The sequence below is a fragment of the Bacteroidota bacterium genome (genome assembly GCA_039111535.1).
Lineage (GTDB): Bacteria > Bacteroidota > Rhodothermia > Rhodothermales > JAHQVL01 > JBCCIM01.
On record JBCCIM010000048.1, the window covers coordinates 1 to 17,288 of the forward strand.

Annotated in this window: 13 protein-coding genes; 7 read left to right on the forward strand and 6 right to left on the reverse strand. The window is 50.9% G+C overall.

The window, feature by feature from the left end; all coding sequences use genetic code 11:
- Positions 1-139 precede the first annotated feature (139 nt).
- Complete coding sequence (locus AAF564_09710; protein MEM8485812.1) at positions 140-1,024, forward strand: phosphodiester glycosidase family protein; 885 nt, start codon at positions 140-142, stop codon at positions 1,022-1,024.
- A 66-nt stretch (positions 1,025-1,090) separates the two neighbouring features.
- Entirely contained in the window at positions 1,091-1,834 is a 744-nt protein-coding gene (locus AAF564_09715; GenBank protein ID MEM8485813.1) for an NAD(P)H-hydrate epimerase, read from the forward strand.
- A gap of 3 nt (positions 1,835-1,837) precedes the next feature.
- On the opposite strand, the gene AAF564_09720 is transcribed toward AAF564_09715, so the two are convergent.
- Complete coding sequence (locus tag AAF564_09720) at positions 1,838-2,572, reverse strand: HAMP domain-containing sensor histidine kinase (GenBank protein MEM8485814.1); 735 nt, start codon at positions 2,570-2,572, stop codon at positions 1,838-1,840.
- Between the two features lie 122 nt (positions 2,573-2,694).
- Here AAF564_09720 and AAF564_09725 point away from each other — a divergent pair, with 122 nt between their 5' ends.
- Positions 2,695-3,822, forward strand: coding sequence for a DegT/DnrJ/EryC1/StrS family aminotransferase (locus tag AAF564_09725; GenBank protein ID MEM8485815.1), 1,128 nt, complete (start codon positions 2,695-2,697; stop codon positions 3,820-3,822).
- Positions 3,823-3,906: 84 nt separating this feature from the next.
- On the forward strand, positions 3,907-4,959 hold the full coding sequence (locus tag AAF564_09730; protein ID MEM8485816.1) for a Gfo/Idh/MocA family oxidoreductase: 1,053 nt from the start codon (positions 3,907-3,909) through the stop codon (positions 4,957-4,959).
- A 65-nt stretch (positions 4,960-5,024) separates the two neighbouring features.
- Here the strand turns inward: AAF564_09730 and AAF564_09735 are convergent, their stop codons facing one another.
- A complete protein-coding gene (locus AAF564_09735) occupies positions 5,025-7,265 on the reverse strand; it encodes a T9SS type A sorting domain-containing protein (protein ID MEM8485817.1) in 2,241 nt (746 codons plus the stop codon).
- A 121-nt stretch (positions 7,266-7,386) separates the two neighbouring features.
- Between AAF564_09735 and AAF564_09740 the strand changes: the two genes are divergently transcribed.
- Both AAF564_09740 and AAF564_09745 read left to right on the forward strand, forming a co-directional pair.
- Positions 7,387-8,850 carry an arylsulfatase gene (locus AAF564_09740; GenBank protein ID MEM8485818.1) on the forward strand — a complete coding sequence of 488 codons (1,464 nt, stop codon included), beginning with the start codon at positions 7,387-7,389 and terminating at the stop codon, positions 8,848-8,850.
- A 99-nt stretch (positions 8,851-8,949) separates the two neighbouring features.
- Positions 8,950-9,822, forward strand: a complete 873-nt coding sequence (locus tag AAF564_09745; protein MEM8485819.1) for a hypothetical protein — start codon at positions 8,950-8,952, stop codon at positions 9,820-9,822.
- 175 nt (positions 9,823-9,997) lie between these two features.
- Here the strand turns inward: AAF564_09745 and AAF564_09750 are convergent, their stop codons facing one another.
- Together AAF564_09750 and AAF564_09755 are read right to left on the reverse strand one after the other, a co-directional pair.
- Positions 9,998-10,288, reverse strand: coding sequence for a GIY-YIG nuclease family protein (locus AAF564_09750; protein ID MEM8485820.1), 291 nt, complete (start codon positions 10,286-10,288; stop codon positions 9,998-10,000).
- Between the two features lie 216 nt (positions 10,289-10,504).
- Positions 10,505-12,037 carry an AbgT family transporter gene (locus AAF564_09755; protein ID MEM8485821.1) on the reverse strand — a complete coding sequence of 511 codons (1,533 nt, stop codon included), beginning with the start codon at positions 12,035-12,037 and terminating at the stop codon, positions 10,505-10,507.
- 265 nt (positions 12,038-12,302) lie between these two features.
- Between AAF564_09755 and AAF564_09760 the strand changes: the two genes are divergently transcribed.
- On the forward strand, positions 12,303-13,808 hold the full coding sequence (locus AAF564_09760; protein MEM8485822.1) for an aminotransferase class V-fold PLP-dependent enzyme: 1,506 nt from the start codon (positions 12,303-12,305) through the stop codon (positions 13,806-13,808).
- A 142-nt stretch (positions 13,809-13,950) separates the two neighbouring features.
- On the opposite strand, the gene AAF564_09765 is transcribed toward AAF564_09760, so the two are convergent.
- Positions 13,951-15,360 carry a nucleotide sugar dehydrogenase gene (locus AAF564_09765; GenBank protein ID MEM8485823.1) on the reverse strand — a complete coding sequence of 470 codons (1,410 nt, stop codon included), beginning with the start codon at positions 15,358-15,360 and terminating at the stop codon, positions 13,951-13,953.
- 62 nt (positions 15,361-15,422) lie between these two features.
- Positions 15,423-17,246, reverse strand: a complete 1,824-nt coding sequence (locus AAF564_09770; GenBank protein ID MEM8485824.1) for a hypothetical protein — start codon at positions 17,244-17,246, stop codon at positions 15,423-15,425.
- Positions 17,247-17,288: the final 42 nt, after the last annotated feature.

Genomic DNA, 17,288 nt, shown 5'->3' on the forward strand with positions numbered 1-17,288 from the left:
CGAGAATGATCGATCAACTACTCGCTCAACAAGAGTGGGGTGTTTGAGTGCTTGAACGAGGGCTGCGCTTGAAAAAATAATATCGATTGCTCTGCAGCCGGTTTTGTCCGGCTGCACATTTAATCAAAGGCGATCGATTTTGAGATTTATCAAGCGCTATGCACCGCTCATTTTTCGTTTAATTCTGCGGGCGGCCGTAATATTTGCTGTAGTCACAGCGATTTATCTTGGCCGACGACCACTTCGAACAGACCTTTTTGTTGGGAATATCCACCCCGGTGTCAGTTACCGAAGGGGAATAGTTAATCGCCCAGATCGTATTGTGTATCACTTAATTGAGGTTGATCTAACCACGCCGGGCTTGTCTTTTACCAGCACTGATCCCGTTACTGAAATTGAATACGCAGCCCAGACGGTCGAGGAATTTGCGGCTGAAAATGACACTGAAGTCGCAATCAACGGGAACTTTTTCTACCCATTCCACTCTGAAGCCCCATGGGATTTTTATCCACATCGTGGAGATTTGGTAGAGCTAAGCGGGATTGCAATTAATGATGGGGTGAGGTACAGCTCGCCTCGGCATGATTGGCCTGCACTGTGTATTAGTTCTGAGCCACGGGCTGAAATAAGCAGCTCTGGCCGCTGCCCGGCCGGGACACAGACGGCACTGGCTGGCAACATCCAAACGGTGAAAGATGGCAGAATGGTCGAACTGCCAGATGAAAAGGTTTATACTCGCAACGTTATCGGCGTCAATGAAACCGGTGACCGGCTGTGGATTTTGATCGTTGATGGCAAACAGCCGTTTTACAGTGCAGGCGCGACCTTTTTCTTTTGCGCCCAACTGCTCAAAGAGGCTGGCGCTACCGATGTGCTTAATCTCGATGGGGGCGGTTCTACGACATTGGTTATTAAGCAGGATGGTGAACAGCAGGTTTTTAATGCCCCCTATCACACACGAGTGGTGATGCGCCAGCGGCCGGTTGCAAACCATCTTGGCATACAGATTGAAAAGATGGAATGATAAGATGTAAGCTGCGTGCGAAGCTAAGCCATTATCTCACCAACTCTCAACTATCAAATATCAAATATGAACTATCCAATTATTGAAAATATCCCATTCGTTGATACCGATCAGATGATTGAAGTGGATCGGGCGATGATCGAAGATTATCATATTGAGCTGATCCAGATGATGGAGAACGCCGGCCGGAATTTGGCCCATCTGGGTCGCAGTCGTTTCTTGGATGGCGATCCACGAGGAAAAACGGTTGTGGTGATGGCCGGTACCGGTGGCAACGGCGGCGGGGGGATGGTGGCGGCTCGCCGTTTGCATAATTATGGGGCGAATGTGACCGTCTTTGTCACGGCCGAAGATGAGCGCTTCACGCCGATCCCGGCTCATCAGCTCGATATTCTGCGCCGGATGGGGGTAACTGTGCGACCGGCCGAAGAGATTAGTGAGGTGAAAGCGGCCGATCTGATAATCGATGCGGTGATCGGCTATAGTTTGAAAGGGGCACCTCGTGGCAATGCGAAAATAATGATTGAATGGGCGAATGGGAATGGCGCACCTATCTTGGCCCTTGATGCACCATCAGGTATCGATACAGCCAGCGGTGTTGTGTTTGAACCAGCGATCAGAGCTGCTGCTACGATGACGCTTGCCTTACCGAAAAAAGGATTTTTTGTAGATGATATTTCTGCTCAATTGGGTGAGTTATATCTGGCCGATATTAGTGTGCCTCCAGAATTGTATGCGAATGATCAGCTGAGAATAAAGGTTGAGGAAATTTTTGCAAAAAGTGATATCGTTCAGCTTCGATTTGATTAGGTATTAAGAAGGAATTGCTGCAGGTAGAGTGAACCAGACGGTTGATCCAATATTGTTTGTTGACTCAACACCAATCTCTCCTCCCTGTTTTTCGATAAGCTTTTTAGCAATTGAGATACCTAAGTTTAGACTTATATCTCTCTTTAACGTGGTAGCTCCGGATAGTTGGAAAAAAGCCTCTTGTTCAGCAAATGACAGTTTTCTTCCGTTATTTTCAATTGAAAATTTGACTTTGTTATCAAGCCACTGCTGCCAGCTAACCTCCACTTTGAGCGGTTCTCCCCCAGACTGAATCGCATTGCCTATAAGACTATACCAGACTTCAGACATCCAATTGGGGTTACCTACAACTTGTGGCCATTCCCTTGGAAACTTTATGCTTTGTTTGTTTTCGCTTTTATTATTGTGCAATTTAAAAACAACGGCTTCGAATGTAAACCACATATCAAATGAATGAAACTGAGCTTCTTCATTTTCATAGCGAGCTAAATCAAGCAATGCTTGAATCGTTTCGGCCGATTTTTCACCAATTCGAACGATGTTGTTGATCCATTCATCTTTTTTGTTTGCAAGCATATCGGGTGATGCTTCACGTAAAAGCTCTGCAAACCCGATCATTTGAGCCACTGGTGATTTAAGATCATGGGCCACAGTTCGTGCAAATGCGTTGAGCTCTTCATTTCTAATTTGTAGTTCTTCCGCTGTTTTTCGTAGCTCTCGTTCCGCCTGCTCTCTCATAATTTTGTCGCCAAACAATTCAGACAGGTACCTGAAGACCAAAAACTCGACAACCAGGGCTGGAAAGACCACTGAGGCTCAACAGAGCCGCGCAATAGCGTAAACGACTAGAGGAACTACTTATGCAGGATATAAAAATGGTGGACCTGCGGGGGCAATACCTCGCAATCAAAGAAGAAATTGATGCTGCCATCCAGACAGTGCTCGACCAAACCAGCTTCATCAAGGGCCCGCATGTTAAAGCCTTCGAGGAAGCCCTGAGCGCCTATGTGGGTAGCGAAGGCACGGTAGCCGTGGGCAATGGTACAGACGCATTACAAATTGCTTTCATGGCACTAGGTATTGGCGCCGGCGACGAAGTGATTACGCCTGCATTCACGTTTATTGCCACCGCTGAAGCCGCAGCTTTGATGGGCGCCAAACCTGTCTTTGTGGATATCGATCCGCTGACGTTCAACATGGACCCGGCGAAAATTGAAGCACTCATTACGCCGGCGACTAAAGCCATCGTGCCCGTGCACTTGTTCGGACAGGCAGCGGACATGGATCCGATCCTGGAAATTGCCAAAAAGCACAACCTGCATATCATCGAAGACTGCGCCCAGGCCATTGGTGCAACGTATAAAGGGCGCATCGTGGGTAAAGACGGCGCATTTGGTACGCTCTCTTGCTTCCCCTCCAAAAACCTTGGTGCATATGGCGATGCCGGCGCCATGTTCTCCAACGACGAAGAACTACTGCATAAAGCACGCATGATTGCCAACCATGGCTCTCAAAAAAAATACTACAACGAGTTGGTAGGTATCAATAGCCGGCTCGATGCGATGCAAGCAGCCATCCTGAGCGTGAAACTGAAATACCTCGATGCATATAGTGCAGCACGCCAGGCTGCCGCGCGCCGCTACGACATCCTGTTTGCTGATGTTGCCGAAGTGGAAACACCGCAGACCGCAGCGGACAACGTCCACGTCTTTCATCAGTACACATTGCGCGTGCCGCAGCGAGATGCCCTTTCAGCGCACCTGAAAGCCAACGGCGTTCCCCATGCGGTATACTATCCGGTGTCGCTCCGCGAGCTACCTGTTTTCATTTCTGACGATGCAGCCGGTGCCGGCGATTTGACAGAAACCCGGCGTGCATGTCAGGAAGTTTTGTCTCTGCCAATGCATACGGAGTTGACAGAAGCGCAACAGGCTTATATCGCTGAAACGATTGTGGCGTTTTACCAGCAACAACCTGTAGCACTCTGAACAGTTTAACACCTTAACCTGCGTTTACCTGCCGGGGCTGCGTCGCAGCCCGGTTCTTCCTCCCAATCAAGCACGCATTTTCACGTGGACACATCTGACAATAAAATCGGACTCGCCCAGGTAGGTATTGGCTACTGGGGTAAAAACCTCTTCAGAAACTTCAGCAGCCTGCCTGATGCAACCATGATACAGGTTTGCGATCAAAACGAAGGCGTTCTGCGCCGGCTGGCAGACCAAAACCCGGGCCTCCAAACAACAAGCGACTTCGATGACATCTTGCGCAACGATGCTGTTGATGCAGTTATCATAGCCACACAAACGCCGCTTCACTACGCGTTTGCCCGAGACGCCCTTGCTGCAGGGAAACACGTATTTGTCGAAAAGCCGTTAACACAAAACACGGAAGAAGCAACTCACCTGGTACAGCTTGCTGAGGAGAATGACCTGCGATTGATGGTTGGCCACCTGCTGCTCTACCATCCTGCGTTTGCTTATGTTGAGTCGCTCATCAACAATGGGGAATTGGGCGATATACATTACCTGTACAGCGTCCGTGTGAATCTTGGTATCATCCGCCAAAAAGAGAATGCGTTTGAAAGCCTGGCGCCACACGACTTGTCAGTAGCCCTGCAATTCCTCGATGAAGCCCCCGTAGCTGTCTCAGCAACCGGTCAGTCGTTCTTGCAGCCGGGCATCGAAGACGTCGCGTTTGCTACCGTATATTTTGAAGGCGGTAAACTTGCCCATCTACACGCCAGTTGGCTCGACCCACATAAAGTGCGCAAAGTCACTGTTGTTGGCAGCAAGAAAATGGCGGTGATCGATGACATGCAGGGCACAGAGAAAGTCCGGCTTTTTGACAAGCGGGTGGACATCAATGAAGCGCAGCAATACGCAAGCTACACAGAGGCCATGTCAATCCGGACTGGCGATATCGTGAGCCCCAAAATTGACATGAAAGAGCCGCTTAAGCTGGAGTGCCAGCACTTTGTCGATTGCATCAAAACGGGTGCAACGCCAAAATCAGACGGCCGCAATGGACTTACCGTAGTACGATTGCTTGAAGCAGCCAAAAAGTCCCTCGCCATGGGTGGTGCTAGAATTGAGCTTGAGCCTGAAGCCAGCTTAGCCGGCTGAGTTGACAGCGCAACCACTGCCATTAAGTGGTTGCGCTGCCAGATCGAATGAGACCAGATGGTAACTCAATACATTACAATTGTACGTGACACCTGCTTCTGGCCGGCCTGTATTTTCAGAACATAAATCCCTGCAGCCGGCACCTCTGCATACCCAACTTTGCCGTTCCAAGCCACGTTGTGCACACCAGCAGCCAGAAATTCGTCCACCAGCGTGATAACAGGCCTACCCAGCAAATCGTATACTTGTACCAGCACCTGCTGGGGACTCGCCAGCGTAAACGGTATGGACAGTCCGGCATGCTGAGCACGATGAAACGGATTTGGATACGGCTGAGCCAACGTTACTTCAGCCGGCAATTCAGGGGCAGCTTCCGTATCAACGCCCTCAACTTCCATCTTCACGGGTAAACGCTCCCCTTCCGCAGCAACAGCAACAGCATATCCTAGCTTGTCCAGTTCAACATCTTGTCCGGCTGGATACGTCAGCAGCGCGTATTTACCCGGCGCTATGGTGCCGCCATCATACCGCACGCCTAACACGTTGATATCTGCTGCCCGCTCTACAACCTGCAGGCTGGCGCCGGCATTTTCAAGGGCATAGCTATTTGTTGCCGGCATCGTATTCCACGCTCCACCTACGGCTAATTGAAATGCGCGAAGCGGTACAGCAGATTGCAAATAAAGCGTGGTGATTCCCTGGACCGTTTGTAACGCAACCTGTACCGATGCACCATCCTTTGAATGTGTACCGTCGATTGCCTTAGCGGCCGGCAAAGGCACGGCATCTGGCCATGTGCCAAGCAGAATTGCCTGGCTGACCACGGTCAGGTCGCGCACATCCAGCAAACCATCAGGTGAACCAAAGGGATACAAGTCGATGCTTGTCTGCTCACTGGTTGCTAAAACTACGCGCTCCAGCACAGCATCAATACCCAGGATCAGATCGCTGGCATCTACAACACCGTCATTGCTGGCATCCCCGCGGCCGCCAGTCCCAATACCAGTAACTTCAATGACATCACTACCGCTCCCTGCATTGTGGTAGAATGTAAATTGCCCTGCCTGTAGCCCGAAAGCGAGCGCTGTTGGGAAAAAGGACAGGTTGAACGAACGGCTTGCGCCAACCTCGATAGTTGCAGCAGGTACGTCAACACCATATAGCGGATTGTCTACCGCAACACTATCTATTACCAGCGGTGCTGTACCTGTATTGGTCACCAGGAGCGCAACGGATGCTGATGAATCCACAGTGACCGTTCCTACATCAAGTATAGACGCATCTGGGGTAAACGTGGGGCTCCCCGTTGTGAGTGTTACGGTATGGGTAGCCAGCCCTGTCACCAGGCCGGCATCTTCCCCTGTTTGTACAGACAGGGCGCCAAGCACGCGTTCCAATAAAAGCGTTGCTGTATCTGTTGTATTCCCAGCATCTACCGCAAAGACAAGCGTAAACAATGGGTCATATAGGCCGCTGGACAACCCACCACTAGAATTCCCCAATAGTACCGCGCGCATTTCTCCATCACGCGATGCAGCATTGATTGACCATTGGGAAGTATCAGCAATGGCCGTTCCTCGCAGGATATTTGTCAGCGTAAACGCACCTGTGGCCCAGGAGATGTCAAATTGTAATCCTTGCAAGGCAGTTACGTTTTCAAAATCAAGGAAAACAGGGACCTCAAATACCCCCATGCTGTTGGCCGTGCTGGCTTCAGCGGCAAAGCCCACGAGACTTTCCTCATCTTGCGGCATACCCGAACCCATCACGGTCACATCATCAATCCGCACGTTTGCACCAGACGTTGTGCCACCAATGGCTTCAAAAGCAAACTGTACCCCCGATTGCCCAAGTACAGCTGCCGGCAGCTCAACCTCTACCTCTGCATAGCTCCCATCATCCAAGGGCAGTGCTGCCCCATCATCAAGTACGGTAATAAAAGATTGCCCACCATCGAGTGTAGCAAGGACGCGCATTGCTTCCTGTGCATAACTGGATGTCCTACGCGCCAGATACAAAAGGCTGCCGGCTGTCATGCCCGACAGGTCGGCAGGGGCTGAAATGAGGGTGCCGGCGGCTGTACCCGTAATCTTGGCGTTGTTGCCTCCTGAGCCTGTTGAAGCTACACTACTGCTGGTTTCCCAGGCTAATGTGGTATCACTCCAGCCCGCGGGTAAAGCAGGTGGCGTAACGGCGTCAAAAGTTTCGACAAAGAATAGGGTAGAATCCTGCGCCATACCTGCCTGCGGCAAAAAAAGTAGGCTGCATAGCATCATAAAGAAAGGCGTGAATAACCGTCGATTCATGGCAATGTGCTCTGGTTAAGTGAGAAAAACTGAACACCCCACTAGACCCGCTACCATGATTCACATACCCTAATTCTGTATTATGCAATGAAATGTTTTGCTGCCCTACCCACTATGCCCCATGAATAGGTTAACATTTATACCCTTCGCACTAATTCTTCTAACAATCCAGATATCTGGTTGCGAATCAACAGAAGAACAGCGTCCGCCCAATATCATTTACTTCCTCGCTGACGACTTGGGGTATGCAGAACTCGGTAGCTATGGACAGGAATGGATTAAAACGCCGCACATTGACAAAATTGCAGCAGAAGGTATCCGGTTTACCCAGCATTATTCAGGCAACGCAGTATGCGCCCCATCCCGCTGCAACCTGATGACGGGCAAACACCCGGGCCATGCTTACATCCGTAACAACGGCGATCCGGCCCATTTGCAGCACATGAAAGAAGAGATGGGGTGGGAATTCCCCGGACAAAACCCGATTCCGGATGAGGAAGTAACCATAGCTGAAATGCTGAAGCAGAAAGGCTATGCCACAGCTGCCATTGGTAAATGGGGACTGGGGCATTTTGGCACCACCGGCGACCCAAACCTGCAAGGGTTCGACCTGTTTTACGGATTCAATTGCCAGCGTCACGCGCACAACCATTATCCTAAATTCCTCTGGAAGAACCGCGAAAAAGAAGTTTTCCCGGGCAACGACCGCACATTGAACGGCGAGACGTACTCGCAAGACCGATTCAGGGAAGTTGCAATGGACTTTATACAGGAAAACAAAGATGAGCCGTTTTTCCTCTACATGCCGTTTGCTATTCCACACCTTTCGATTCAGGTGCCGGAATCCTCCCTTGAAGAATACAAAGATGTGATTCCAGAAGAAGCGTACGAACATAAAAGGTACCTCGAGCATCCCTATCCCCGCGCCGGCTACGCAGCGATGATTTCGCATCTCGACCGCGATGTCGGGGCCATCATGGACCTCATCAAATCGCTGGGGCTGGATGACAATACACTCGTGATGTTTAGTTCAGACAACGGCCCTACGTTCAACCGTCTTGGCGGCTCTGACTCTGATTTCTTTGCTTCTGCAGGCCCGTTCAAAGGCCTCAAAGGCAGCCTCTATGAAGGTGGCATTCGCGTCCCCCTGGTTGCACGCTGGCCGGGTAAAATTGCACCAGGCCAGGAAAGCAGTCATTTATCTGCATTTTGGGATATTATGCCAACCCTTGCAGAGGTTACGGGTACAACAGCACCGCTGGGTATCGATGGCATAAGCATTGCGCCTACCTTACTGGGCAAAGATACCCAAAAATCGCATGATCTGTTGTACTGGGAATTCCCCGGATACGGCGGCCAGCAGGCAATTCGCATGGGAGACTGGAAAGCGATTCGCCAACAAATATTGAAGCAAGACAACCCGGATCCGCTTAAAATTGAGCTCTACAACCTCGCTGAAGACATTGGCGAATCAACCGATGTTGCAGACCAACATCCGGAGCTTGTGGAGCAATTCAGGGTAATGATGCGTGAAAACAGGGTACCAAGCAGTCTTTTTTCAATGGGACCGCTGGATACCGAATAGCGTCTTATATCGAGGAATTGCTGTTAATTTGAACCGGCAGGCTTGGATTTTGCGCAGTGAACCGTGAAATTGAGGGCTAAACCAATTTTTTTGATCCGCATGAAAAGTCAGCACAACATTCTGCTAGTAGTTACGCTTTTGTTGCTGGTTGCTTCCGGCTGCAAGCTGCGAGGCGACGAGGCACCACAGCAAAGTGGCAGAATTGTATCACCAAGCGAGATCGGGAGCACGTCTGGCTACGAAGAACTACGCCGGCAACTTGAGCTCACGCGCGACAGCCTTGTTATTGCCAACAGCATGCTCGAAACGATCGAAGGATCTATGTATGCCGGCAGCGATAGCCTCTTGCGAAGATATGCCCTGGCCCTATGGCTCGATGGCCGCTCCACCGATGCCATCTCTATGTTGAGCATTGTTGATGGCAGGACCCAGCCGTCCAAGTTTGGCGACAGGCGCGGTTCGCTGCTGCTGACGTTCACGATGCTCAGTGCAGTAGTCCTGGGTTTCCTTTACGTTTGCTTGCGGATTTTCCGAAGCATGTCTGATGTGCAAAGTGAGCGGCCTTTCAACAAAGGCATTGCCGCCCTTGCCGGCTTACTGATTTACTATGTTTTCTCGGTCGCAGGCATTTCGCTGCCCATCCTGATTCTCAACTCGCTGGCTGTAAAGCCCATTTACTCCATCATTCTCAATTTCTTGTCCCTCATGCTCGGCGCTACAGCGACCCTGTTTGTCGGCAAGATGCTGGCTTCTGATGGTGAACGAACCGTTTTGGCAGGGATCATCCTCGGTATCTTTACAACCGTGTTCTTCATAGACATGTTGTTCAAGGCACTCTTCTACGCCTTCGAAACCACGGTACTCCTCCCCAACACGATGTTTGTGCTCGGTGTTGTACTGGTATACCTCTTCGCCCGCGAACCCGCGCAAAACAAATCATCGTACCAATACTCGGAGCGGTTTAATCCGTAATTGGCAAGGCGCCGGAGCTGTTCTGCAGTCTTACAATATTTGCGTTGATGCCGCCCGTCATGGCAGACGTGGCTATGTAACGCTGGCCCCGCTCACGTTGTGTAACACTGGCAACGATCAGCCTGCATAACACCCCCCCACGTCATGCCGACTTGATCCGGTATCCAGAACTAGGCTACATCAATTCTGAACTCAAGTCTACCCAATTAGGGTTGATCGACTCGATCAATTGTAGCTTCCAGATCCGCTTCCAATTCTTGATCTGTTTCTCTCTGGAAAGAGCAAGACCAATTTCATCATGCAGTTCATAGTACACGAGGAGATTAACCCCGAATCTTCTAGTAAACCTGTGAGCCACGCCGGCTCTATGCTCCTCCATCCGGCGGGAGAGATCGCTGGTGACACCAGTATACAGTGTCCCATTTCGTTTGCTCACAAGAATGTAAACATATCCTTGTTTCGGCATCTGGCTTTTACCAGATAGACGACTACAGCAGCGCTGGTATAACCTGCTCTGGATACCGGATCAAGTCCGGCATGATGTGGGTGAGGTGACGTCTCGAAGACGGTCTCGTGGGGCGCGATAGTCTTCTGTAAAGCTTAAAACGCCTCAGCATTACCGTTTGAGGTTGATGCTGAGGCGTTTTCAAATATGTAACCGGGAGAGACTTATGCTCCGCTATCAGCCACCCAGGAAGAGGGGCGCGCCGGGGCCGACTGGCCAGCCGAACAGGAGCCATGCTACGAGCAAGACAATCCAGGCTGCGAGGAAGACCAGGGTATAAGGCAGCATGGTAGCCACCACCGTCCCGATGCCGGCCTTTTTATCGTACGTCTCCACAAACGCCACAATCAGCGCGAAATACGACATCATGGGTGAAATGATGTTCGTGGAGCTATCTCCGATCCGGTAAGCCGTCTGCACCAGCTCAGGTGAATAGTTGAGCAGCATAAACATTGGAATGAAGACCGGTGCCATGATGGCCCACTTGGCTGAAGCACTCCCCATCGCAAGGTTGATCAGTGCTGAGAGCAGGATAAACGCAATCATTAATGGAATAGGCCCTAATCCGGATGCCTGCAACGCCTCAGCACCTTTGATGGCGAAAATCAACCCGAGATTGGTCCACTTGAAGTAGGCCACAAACTGCGCTGCGAAAAACACAAGCACCATGTAGATACCGAGCGTTGACATGGCTTTGCCCATGCCGTTCATTACGTCGGTGTCGGATTTGAGCGTGCCGGCACCAAAGCCGTAAGCAATGCCGGCTATACTGGCGCTTATAAAGATAAACGCGACAATCCCCTGCATAAAGGGCGACCGTAACACGCTGCCTGTCTCCGGCTCCCGCAAAAATCCGTTTTCAGGAATAAGCCCCCATAGCACAAGTCCCGCTAACACCAGCATGCTGATCAAAGCATACCAAAGGCCGCGTTTTTCTTTTGCCGTTAGTGGATTTATTTCCTCGGGTACGGCATCACCCGTGTATTTGCCGAGTCGCGGGATGACAATTTTTTCGGTAACCCAGGTACCCGCTGTTGCGATGATGAACGTCGATACAAACATAAAGTAATAGTTTGCCGCAGGGTTCACCAGGTAATTGGGATCGATAATCTGTGCAGCTTCTTCAGACAGGCCGGCTAGCAACGGATCGACCGTACCCAAAAACAGATTGGCGCTATAGCCACCGGAAACACCAGCAAAAGCGGCCGCTAATCCGGCAATAGGATGCCTGCCAACAGCGAGGAAAATGATAGCACTCAGAGGCACCAGCAACACGTAGCCTACTTCGCTTGCCGTATTTGAGAGCACACCTGCAGCCACAATAACAAACGTTAACAGTTTTGTAGGTGCAGACATCACGAGCAATCGCAAACTGGCGCCAATCAACCCACTGCCCTCTGCCACCCCAATGCCCAACATCGCAACGAGTACCGTCCCAAGGGGCGCAAAACCGGTGAAGTTATCCAGCATCTCGGTCAGAATCCGGTGCAGGCCGCTTACCGAAAGCAAGTTGACAGGTCGGATAACTTCGCCCGATGACGGGTTCGTGGCCTCCAAATCAATCAGGCTGAACAACCCGGACAGTAAAACTACCAAAAAGGCAAACAGAGCAAACAGGGTTGCTGGATGCGGGAGCAAATTCCCGATGCGTTCTACCGCACCCAAAAACCTCGCAAACCGGGAATCATCAGTGGTCGGCAACTCAGACATATACGCGTTAAGAATGGTAAACGGAGTGGTGTTTGCCTGACAGGTGGTACCAGGCACGTGGCGCTTGCACCACCCCCAGCAAAACAGACAAGGTGCTCAATATAACCAAAACCTCTCCTTTTGCACAGTACGTCGTCTGCTGGTCTCCGCTACAAGTTTATGATTTTATCGTGACGGACAAGAAAAGCAAAACCGTTAGCGCTGTGCGGCTTATTTTTAGGGTGTACTATCCAGACAGGCTTAAGACACCAGTTTTCAAATAGACATGATTGATTCTCCAACCACACGCCGCGAAACCACTTCTGCACTGGAGCACTATTTCCAGCAGTTTCGCGAAGGTATTATCGGCAACAACCAGACGTTTGAGACGCCTTTTGGTAAGCAACAGATTGTTTATGCAGACTGGATTGCCAGTGGCCGGCTTTACGGCCCTATCGAACAGAAAATCCAGGAGACCTTCGGGCCTTTTGTCGGCAATACGCATTCGGAATCAAGCATCACTGGCACCTGCATGACCCGCGCCTACCACGATGCACACCGCATCATCAAGGCGCACGTGAACGCAGGTCCGGACGACGTGATTATCACCGCAGAAACCGGCATGACGGGTGTAATTTGCAAGTTTCAGCGCATCCTGGGCCTGAAGCTGCCCTCTAATCTCAAAGCCGAGATCAACATTCCGCCGGCGAAACGTCCGGTAGTGTTTATCACCCACATGGAGCACCACTCCAACCAAACCTCCTGGCTGGAGACCATCGCCGACGTAATACAGCTGCCGGCTGACGACGAAGGATTTGTCAATCTTGAGTCGATGCACAACATGCTGCTGGAATACAAGGACCGGCCGCTCAAAATAGGCTCGTTCACCAGTTGCTCCAATGTAACAGGGGTTCAGACTCCCTACCATGCCATGTCGAAGATCATGCACCAGCATGGCGGGTACTGTTTTGTAGATTTTGCAGCCTCGGCCCCTTATGTAGATATTGACATGCATCCGGAAGATCCTATGGAGAAACTGGATGCTGTCTTCTTCTCACCCCACAAATTCCTTGGTGGGCCAGGTACATCTGGATGTCTCATTTTCGACTCATCGCTATACCAAAACTCTGTCCCTGACAACCCCGGGGGTGGTACAGTTATGTGGACGAATCCATGGGGCGAGCACAATTACTTCCCTGATATCGAAGCGCGAGAAGATGGGGGCACGCCAGGCTTTCTGCAGGCTATCCGTACGGCACTTGCGATTAAGCTGAAAGAAGACATGGGTGTGGCCAATATGGCAGCACGTGAAAAAGAACTGCTTGCGATCGCATTTGATCAGCTACGGCAGATACCGCGGCTGCATATTCTCGCTGATCATATAGAAGACCGCCTGGGTGTTATCTCGTTTTATGTGGAGGACATCCACTACAACTTGTTGGTAAAACTGCTGAACGATCGCTATGGCATCCAGGTGCGTGGCGGGTGTTCTTGCGCCGGCACCTATGGCCACTTCCTGTTGCACGTAGACAGGGCACTCTCCAAATCAATCACAGATCAGATCGACAGTGGCGACCTGTCTGCTAAACCAGGCTGGGTCCGGCTCTCCATCCACCCTACCCTTGAAGAGAAAACCCTGCACTATATCCTCGAGGCCCTCGCCGCCATTGTTGACAATATTGACGCGTGGCAGAAAGACTACGCGTATTGTAACCTGAGCAACGAGTTCACCCACGTCGATGGAGACTGCCTCGAAAAAATCAACCTGGAAAGCTGGTTCGAATTCAAGTAAGCAGGAGCAATTTGCGTTTACGGATTACGCCGAAGCATTGCGCTGAAACAGAAAATGCGATAGCACAGGCACCAAATAAAACGGGTAGCAGTTTTGATACAACTGCTACCCGTTTCGGTAAATCAAAAAACTGAACCCGTCGCTAGAACTCTCCGCCGCCGAGCAAAATCACTTTGTCTTTGCTGTGTGGGATGTGCTTGAGCGCATTCCGGGTATCCACTACGGCACGTGCGTGTTCAGCGATCATCGCATAAGGGAACGCGCTATGGTCAGTCAGGATAACGGCCACATCATGGTTGGCGAGCACCTCTTCATTCAGATTCAGGGCTTCGAGCTCAACGGCGCTGGGTCCTGCCGGCACACTGATCGTAGGTACGTGTGGATCACAATAAGAAATATTGTAGACGCCTTGCTCATGCAGCAACTCAATCACCCGGAAAGCAGGTGAGTGCCGTGTATCGTCTACGTCCTTTTTGAAGGCCACACCCAAAATGAGCACTTTTGCATCCTCAAGCCGAACAGGCTGACGCGCAATCGTCCGAATTACCGCATCTTGTACGTAGAACGGCATTTCTTCATTTATACGCGCAGAAAGCGTGATAAAACTGGTTTCAAAATCATAGCGACGTGCCAGCCACGACAGGTAGTACGGGTCAATGGGAATACAGTGACCACCAAGCCCTGGGCCAGGATAAAACGGCATATAACCAAACGGCTTTGTTGCCGCTGCTTCGACTACTTCCCAAATGGAAATGCCACCGATGCGGTCACACAATTGGGCCAATTCGTTTACAAGCGCAATGTTGACGGAGCGGAAGGTATTCTCCAGCAGCTTCTCCATTTCCGCTACTTTAGGACTGGAAACCGGATGGACGTGCTCAACAACTTTTTGAATGACACGGGCAGCCAGTTCGGTACAGGCCTGGGTTACACCACCAACAACAATGGGCGTATTGGCAGTTGTAAACTGTTTATTGCCAGGATCAATGCGCTCGGGACTAAATGCGAGGAAAAAATCACGGCCTAGCTTCAGGTTTTTTTCTTCCCCGTACGCTTCAAGGATGGGCTTCATCAACCCTTCCGTTGTATCGGGATAGGTTGTAGACTTGAGGATGATGAGCTGACCGGGGCGCAAGTGCTTTGCAATAGACTCGGTAGCAGACTTGATGTACGATGTGTCTGGATCTTTGTGATCTGTGACCGGCGTTGGTACACAGATATAGAAAACATCGATGTGTCCGCAGGACTCAAAATCATCTTCTGCGGTAAGTTTGCCGGCATCAACAACCTTCTTTACCGCAGCATCTGCAACATCCTGGTTGTAGTTATTGCCTGCATTGAGCCGCAGCACGCGCTCTTTGTTCAGGTCGATACCAATGGTGGCATATCCTTTATCCGCATACTCGATTGCAAGGGGCAGCCCTACGTATCCCAATCCTACAACGCCAATGACTGCTTTGCCTTCATCGATTCTGGTGGCCAGATCATGTGCCGGCCCAATACCAGCAGCAGATGTGCCCTGGTTCTGATGCTTAGTCTTTTGAAATGACATGTATACTTCCTCTTCGTTTTAGGTGGTATCTAGCAGAACGAAGCGGGGCCGATACAAGTCAGTTAATGGGCCTCCTTCGCTTCCGCATCGATTAATGTCCCAAACTCAGGCCATGCTGGTAGTTCATCGAAGCTCAGGTGAAATGCAAAGCAATCGACGTCGAGTCTGGTACATTCAACACAGATTTCTGTTTTCCGCGCCTCTGTCATTCTACTGGCGGTAATGACAACGGCTTCTGGTTGATACTCTTTTATGATACGCCCCAAATCCACGAAAGACCCCAACACAGGCACACCATGCATTGTCATGCCGTGTTTCAGTGGATCATCGTCAATGAAGCCAACAGGGATATAGTTTATTTCAAGGTTAAACCGCATTTCGCGGAGTGTAATGGCGCCGGCATCACCTGCTCCATAAAGCAGAACACGCTTGCCCTGATGGCGTTGCTGGGCGATAAACTGCCGCAAAGCACGGAAGCCAAACCGGACACCTGCGGCGGCACAGGAAATCAAAAACCAGTCAATAAGGAAGACTGACACGGAAAGTGTTTCTGCACCGACTACAAAACCGGCCACTACAAAGGCCACAACACCCGATACGGCAGTGGCTATCAACACGCGCAAGAACTCTGCCGTGCCGGCGTGACGCCATATCCCACGGTACAGACCAAACAGGTAAAAGAGTACAATTTTAATCGCAACCACAACGGGCAACAATCGCTCAAGGTTGACCGCGTGCGCATCCGTAAAACCACCTTCATACCGTAGATAATGCGCGACGATGAAAGCAGAAACAATCAAAAAGAGATCTGCAACAACGCCAAACGAAGCTTTCCAACTGCGTCCAAACAAGGCATGCAGCATCGCAAAGAACTTCTCATTCAACAGATACTCTCTGGTAGAGAAGAAGCCCAATCCTTCTGAAGTCCGGTAGACATCCACGCTGGCAAGGTACACACCGAATACGGTAAGCCCAATGCTCATGACAAGAAACAGGGCGTAAAACAGTTGTGGCTCGGTGAATTGCAGCAACAACGCTACTGCACCAAAAAACAGGCTGATCCCGTAAAGCGTGAGCACAGCCATTCGCTCAGACAAGCCAAGGAAAACAAGTCGGTGCGAACTGTGGTCGCGTCCGCCCTGAGAAATTGATCGCCCGGCAAGCGTGCGTACAAGCGTCACCAGGGTTGTATCGAAAATTGGTATAGCCATCACCATCGCCGACATCAGGTAGATGGTAAAACGGCCAGAGGTGACCTGGGCATCCGACTGGATCATGATTGCCAGTGCAGCAATGGTGTAGCCCAGAAACATACTCCCGCTATCGCCCATGAAAATACGGGCGGGTTTGAAGTTGAATACCAGAAAGCCGGCAGTAACGCCGACAATAATCAGGGAAATTGCAAGGCCGGCAACATTGCCGGAAAGAAAAGAAAATACGGCCAGCACAAGGGCAGCAATCGACGAAATGCCGGCTGCTAGGCCATCCATGTTGTCCAGCAAGTTAATGGCGTTGGTGATCCCAATCGTCCACAAAAACGTAAGGGGGACAACAATCCAGAAGGGCAACCCTTCGCCAAATGAATAGCCGGCAAACAAGAGCAAACCGGAAGCCACAACCTGGGCGACAAGTTTTCCCCCTGGCTTGATGGTTTTCAGGTCGTCGACGAGGCCCGTCACAAACATGATGGTCGCCCCGAGCCATACCTGCCAGGGTAGCTCAAAGAGAAATAGAGAAAGGAGCGTGATCGTTGCACCTGCATAAATGGCAATGCCGCCCATGAGCGCCGTTGGCTTGGCATGCCACCGGTCTTTCTTGGGGATCGCAATCCATTTTTTACGATGGGCTAACCGGATCACAGCCGGCGTCAACAAGAGTGTACACATGAATGCAACGATTCCGCCCACCCATGGTAGCCAAAAAAAATC

Coding starts and splice junctions, on each gene's coding strand:
- AAF564_09720 (MEM8485814.1), bottom strand. CDS start 2,572: ATGAGAGAGCAGGCGGAACGAGAGCTACGAAAAACAGCGGAAGAACTA.
- AAF564_09740 (MEM8485818.1), top strand. CDS start 7,387: ATGAATAGGTTAACATTTATACCCTTCGCACTAATTCTTCTAACAATC.
- AAF564_09715 (MEM8485813.1), top strand. CDS start 1,091: ATGAACTATCCAATTATTGAAAATATCCCATTCGTTGATACCGATCAG.
- AAF564_09735 (MEM8485817.1), bottom strand. CDS start 7,265: ATGAATCGACGGTTATTCACGCCTTTCTTTATGATGCTATGCAGCCTA.
- AAF564_09750 (MEM8485820.1), bottom strand. CDS start 10,288: ATGCCGAAACAAGGATATGTTTACATTCTTGTGAGCAAACGAAATGGG.
- AAF564_09760 (MEM8485822.1), top strand. CDS start 12,303: ATGATTGATTCTCCAACCACACGCCGCGAAACCACTTCTGCACTGGAG.
- AAF564_09770 (MEM8485824.1), bottom strand. CDS start 17,246: ATGTGTACACTCTTGTTGACGCCGGCTGTGATCCGGTTAGCCCATCGT.
- AAF564_09755 (MEM8485821.1), bottom strand. CDS start 12,037: ATGTCTGAGTTGCCGACCACTGATGATTCCCGGTTTGCGAGGTTTTTG.
- AAF564_09725 (MEM8485815.1), top strand. CDS start 2,695: ATGCAGGATATAAAAATGGTGGACCTGCGGGGGCAATACCTCGCAATC.
- AAF564_09745 (MEM8485819.1), top strand. CDS start 8,950: ATGAAAAGTCAGCACAACATTCTGCTAGTAGTTACGCTTTTGTTGCTG.
- AAF564_09765 (MEM8485823.1), bottom strand. CDS start 15,360: ATGTCATTTCAAAAGACTAAGCATCAGAACCAGGGCACATCTGCTGCT.